General features: G+C 71.6%; 4 protein-coding genes and 1 pseudogene. 4 read left to right on the forward strand and 1 reads right to left on the reverse strand.

The window, feature by feature from the left end:
* The 4 genes and pseudogenes from G4D87_RS33635 to G4D87_RS33650 all read left to right on the forward strand — a co-directional run.
* Positions 1–343, forward strand: a pseudogene (locus G4D87_RS33635) (acetyl-CoA carboxylase carboxyl transferase subunit alpha); the annotation flags it as partial.
* A 24-nt stretch (positions 344–367) separates the two neighbouring features.
* A complete protein-coding gene (gene hisC, locus G4D87_RS33640) occupies positions 368–1459 on the forward strand; it encodes a histidinol-phosphate transaminase (RefSeq protein ID WP_163786774.1) in 1092 nt (363 codons plus the stop codon).
* Positions 1456–2148: a (d)CMP kinase gene (gene cmk / locus G4D87_RS33645; protein WP_163786775.1), complete on the forward strand. Its 693-nt coding sequence runs from the start codon at positions 1456–1458 to the stop codon at positions 2146–2148. The genes hisC and cmk overlap by 4 nt, the downstream gene beginning before the upstream one ends.
* 18 nt (positions 2149–2166) lie before the next feature.
* Positions 2167–2829 carry a glutathione S-transferase family protein gene (locus G4D87_RS33650; protein WP_163786776.1) on the forward strand — a complete coding sequence of 221 codons (663 nt, stop codon included), beginning with the start codon at positions 2167–2169 and terminating at the stop codon, positions 2827–2829.
* Positions 2830–2850: 21 nt separating this feature from the next.
* Here G4D87_RS33650 and G4D87_RS33655 read toward each other — a convergent pair.
* A partial coding sequence (locus G4D87_RS33655; protein ID WP_163786777.1) for a lytic transglycosylase domain-containing protein occupies positions 2851–4937 on the reverse strand: 2087 nt, incomplete at its 5' end.

A 4937-nucleotide genomic window follows, 5' to 3' on the forward strand; every position in this document is an offset into this window, starting at 1 on the left:
GGCCATTGGCGTGGGCAACCGCGTGCTGATGCTCCAGAACAGCGTCTACTCCGTCATCTCCCCGGAGGGCTGCGCCTCCATCCTGTTCCGCGACGCCGCCAAGGCGGACAAGGCCGCGGACGCGATGCGGCTCACCGCGAAGGACCTGCTGGAGATGAAGATCATCGACGAGGCCATCGTCGAGCCCGCCGGCGGTGCCCACCGCGACCCCGCGAAGATGGCGGAGGCGCTGGGCAAGACGCTGCGCAAGCACCTGGGACAGCTCGCCGAGCTGTCACCCGATGAACTGGTCCAGGACCGGTACGCGAAGTTTCGCGCGCTCGGTGTGTTCTCCGGACGCTGAAACCTCCTATCAGGGCCTCACACCATGCGACCGCTCGTCCCCACCCACGTTGAGACGCTCAAGCCGTACGTGCCCGGCAAGCCCATTGAGGAGACCGAACGGGAGTTCGGCCTCAAGGGCGTCATCAAGCTGGCCTCGAACGAGAACCCGCTGGGGCCCTCTCCGCGCGCCGTGGAGGCCATGCGGAACATCTCTGGCGCGGCGCACCTGTACCCCGACGCCACGTCCTTCCACCTGGTGCGCAAGCTGGCCGCGCACGTGGGCGTGAAGCCGGAGCAGGTGGTGCTGGGCAGCGGCTCCAACGAGCTCATCGAGCTGCTCATCCGCACCTTCACCACGCCGGAGGACGAGCTCCTCCTGTGCCAGGGCTCCTTCTCCGCGTACCGCATCTCCGCGCAGGCCCATGGACGGCCCTTCGTGGAGGTGCCCATGCGGGAGGGCTACCAGTACGACCTGGAGGCCATGGCGAAGGCCCTCACCCCGCGCACGCGGATGGTGTTCCTGGCCAATCCGGACAACCCCACGGGCACCGCGTTCAGCCGCGACGCCCTGACGCACTTCCTGGCCGCCGTGCCGCCGGAGGTGCTGGTGGTGCACGACGAGGCCTACTTCGAGTTCGTCGAGTGGCCCGAGTACACCAGCGCCGTGCCGCTGCTCGGCGGGCACCCGAACCTGGTGGCGCTGCGCACCTTCAGCAAGATTCACGGGCTGGCGGGCGTGCGCCTGGGCTACGGCATCATGGGCGCCCAGCTGGCGGCGTACCTGCACCGCACGCGCATGCCCTTCAACCTGACGGTGCTGGCCCAGGCCGCGGGGCTGGCGGCCCTGGAGGACACCGAACACGTGCGCCGCACGCGGGAGGTGAACCGCGCGGGGCTGGACTATTTCGGCGTGGAGCTGCCGAAGCTGGGTGGCACGCTCACGCACAGCCACGCCAACTTCGTGTTCGTGGACTTCGGCCGTCCGTCGGTGGCGCTGTACGAGCAGCTCTTGCGCAAGGGCATCATCGTCCGGCCCTTCGCGGGGCAGGGCTTCCCGAACCACGTGCGCATCTCCGTGGGCACGCCCGCGGAGAACGCCCGCTGCGTCCAGGTGTTGAAGGAGATTTTGTCATGAGCGCCCGGCCTTTCATCGTCGCCATCGACGGCCCCGCGGGCGCCGGCAAGTCCTCGGTGTCCAAGCTGCTGGCGCGCCGGCTGGGCTTCTCGCTGGTGGACACGGGCGCCATCTACCGGTGTGTGGCGTTGATGGCCCGGCGTGAGGGCATCGCCTTCGACGACGACGCGCGCCTGGGCGAGTTGCTGGGCCGCGTGCACATCCACTTCCAGGTGGTGGGCGAGGAGAACCGCGTCTTCCTGGGCGGCCAGGACGTGTCCGGAGAGATTCGCACGCCGGACATCTCCATGGCGGCGTCCCAGGTGTCCGGGCGGCCGGTGGTGCGCGCGGGCCTGCTGCAGCTCCAGCGGCGGCTGGCGCTGGAGTCGGAGAAGGGCGCCATCCTGGAGGGCCGTGACATTGGGACGGTGGTGTTCCCGGATGCGGACGCGAAGTTCTTCCTGGCGGCCAGCCCCGAGGTGCGAGCCCGGCGCCGCTACGAGGAGCTGTTCCAGAAGGGCGTGGAGAGCAGCCTGGACGCGGTGCTCGCGGACCAGACGAAGCGGGACCGCGACGACTCCGCCCGCGCCGTGGCGCCGCTGAAGGCCGCCGAGGACGCGGTTCACGTGGACTCCAGCAGCACCCCTCTGTCGGAGGTGGTGCACGGGCTGGAGTCTGAAATCCTGCGCCGGATGGCCCCGCGCGCCTAGCGCGACAGGAGTTTCACGATGTCGCTCGTGCTCTACGGTCACCCCTTCTCCTCGTACACGCAGAAGGTCCTCATCGCGTTGTACGAAAACGGCACGCCCTTCGAGTTCCGCTGCATCGGACCGGAGACACCTCAGCACGCGGCCGAGTGGTCGCGGCGCTGGCCGCTGCGCAAGTTCCCGTTGCTGGTGGACGGCGAGCGCGACGTCGCCGAGACCAGCATCATCATCGAGTACCTGCAGCTCATGCATCCCGGGCCCGTGCGCCTGCTGCCCGCGGACCCGATGGCCGCGCTCGACGTGCGGTTTCTCGATCGCTTCTTCGACCTGCACGTCATGAACGCGGCGCAGCACGCCGTCGACGGTGCGCTGACGGGGGATTCGGTGAAGCGCCAGGAAGGACTGGCCCTGGCCGTGAAGAAGCTGGAGGTCGCCTACGCCTGGCTCGACGGGCAGCTCGCCGGCAGGACCTGGGCCGCCGCTGGCGAGGACTTCACGCTGGCGGACTGCGCGGCCGCGCCCTCGCTGTTCTACGCGGACTGGACGCACCGGATCTCCGAGGCGTTTCCCGTGCTGCGCGCCTACCGTGCGCGGTTGCTCGCGCGCCCGTCTTTCGCCCGCGCGGTGGAGGAAGCGCGGCGATTCCGGCCGCTCTTCCCCCTGGGCGCGCCAGACCGGGATTGAAGCTGGGCGCGCGACCGGAGCCTAGAAGCTGACGCCTTCCTTCGTCGGCGCGGGCACCTGCAGCGGCAGCTTCAGCGCTCCGGTGCCGTCGCCGTAGAAGGCGTGGTAGAGGAACAGGTCCGCCACCACCTGCTTCACGTAGGCGCGCGTCTCCTTGAAGGGGATGGTCTCCACGAAGAGGTCCAGTGGCAGCGAGCCCCGCTCCTGGATCCACTTCGCCGCCGAGCCCGGGCCCGCGTTGTACGCGGCCGCCGCGAGCACCGGGTGCGCGAAGCGCTCCATCAGCCGGGACAGGTACCAGGCGCCGTAGCGGATGTTCCGCTCGGGGGAGAAGAGGTCCGCGGGGGCGGGGGCGGGCTCGGTCAGCTTCTCCGCGATGGCGTTCGCCGTCTTGGGGATGATCTGCATCAGCCCTCGCGCGTCGGCCATGCTCATCACCTCCGGCCGGAACGCGCTCTCCCGCCGCATGATGGCCCACACCAGATAGGGGTCCACCTGGTGCCGCGTCGCCGCGCCCTCCACCGCGGTGGCGAAGGCGCGGGGATAGAAAGGCGCCAGGGCCTCCGGAGCGCGCGCGCCGAAGGCCCGGCCCCACAGGTGGCGCGCGGCCACCCTGTAGGCGTGGCCGTACTCGCCCAGTCCCAGCAGCGCGTGCGCGAAGGGCAGCGCCTGGTCCGCCGAGCGCAGCCGCGCCGCGTGGGCCTCCACCTCGTCCGCCGCGTCGCGGAACAGGCCCGCGCGCGTCAGCTCCACCGCCAGCTCCAACTCGGGCGGCCGGGTCAGCTTCAGCACCTGCGGCGGCTGGGGGAAGTGCGCGGGCGCCTTCAGGCTCAGCGCCTTGAGCCGCTCGTTGGCCATCAACGCGTAGAAGGACGCGGGCGCGGAGGTGATGACGGCCGTGTACGCGGGGCCCAGGGCGTCCGGCTTCGCGCCTTCCAGCTCGCGGCTGCGCGCCATCCAGTAGCGGGCCTGCGGCCCCATGTTGCTCCTGGGATAGGCGGCCAGGAACGCCTCCAGCGCGGCGCGGGCCTTCGCGTACTCCTCCTGCCGCAGGTGGGCCAGCGCGCGGAACCACATGCCCTCGTCGCGCCGGCGTGAGCGCGGATAACGCGTCTCGAAAGCGGTGAAGGCCTGCACCGCGTCCGCGAAGTCGCCGGCCTGCAACGCCAGCCAGCCCGCGAAGAAGGCGCCTTCATCACCCTCGGGCTGCGAGGGGTACTTCCTGTCCAGGGCCGCCATCAGCGTCCGAGCCCTGGCGTTGTCGTCGGACCGGAGCGCGCGCCGCGCCACCAGCAGGTCCGCCTGCGCGGCGACGGCGGCGGGGCCCTTGCGCGCCAGCGCGAGCGCCTGCTCCGCGTCCTCCATCCGCCCCAGCGCGAACCCGGCCTTCGCGCGCAGCAGTGCCACGCGGGCCGCCTGGGTCTTGTCGAGCTTCACCTTGTCCAGCGTCGCCAGCTCGTCGAGCCCGCGCTGCGCCGCGCCCGCGTCCAGGAAGCGGTCCGCGCGGGTGGTGCGCTCGGTGTAGCCCAGCTTCACCGGAGGTGTGCTGCCCTCCGTCAGCCATGCCATGGCCTCGTCGCCGTAGGGGTGGGTGGGGAAGCGCAGCGCCACCGCCAGCATGTCGGCGCGCTGCCCGGCGCGGTTGCCGGAGCCGCCTCGCGCCAGGGCCCGCTGATAGAGCAGCTCCACGGTGGGCGACGCCTTGGCCGCGGCCTCCAGCACCCGGGCCGCGTCCTTCGGCTTGCCTGCCTTGAGCAGCGATTCGCCCAGTCGCGCGCGGGCGCGGGCCGCGAGCTCCGCGGGCGCCTTGGCCTCCAGCACGCGCGCGAAGTCCTCCGCAGCGCCCGCGGCGTCCCCGGCGTAGAAGCGGGCCTGGCCCAGGTAGAAGGCGTGGTACGGCGCCAGCAGTGGCGGGGCGGGCCAGGCGGCCAGCAGCTCCCTTGCCTCGGCGGCCTGGCCGTCGGAGAGGGCGAGCGTCCCGGCGAGCAGCGCCAGCCGCCCCGCGTCATCGCACTTCTTCGCGGCGCAGGCCGTCAGCTCCGCGCGCGCCAGGGCCGCCGCATCCGGCTTGTGGAGGCGGACGGCCTCCAGCGCCGTGGGGGATTGTC

This window comes from Myxococcus vastator (assembly GCF_010894475.1).
Lineage (GTDB): Bacteria > Myxococcota > Myxococcia > Myxococcales > Myxococcaceae > Myxococcus > Myxococcus vastator.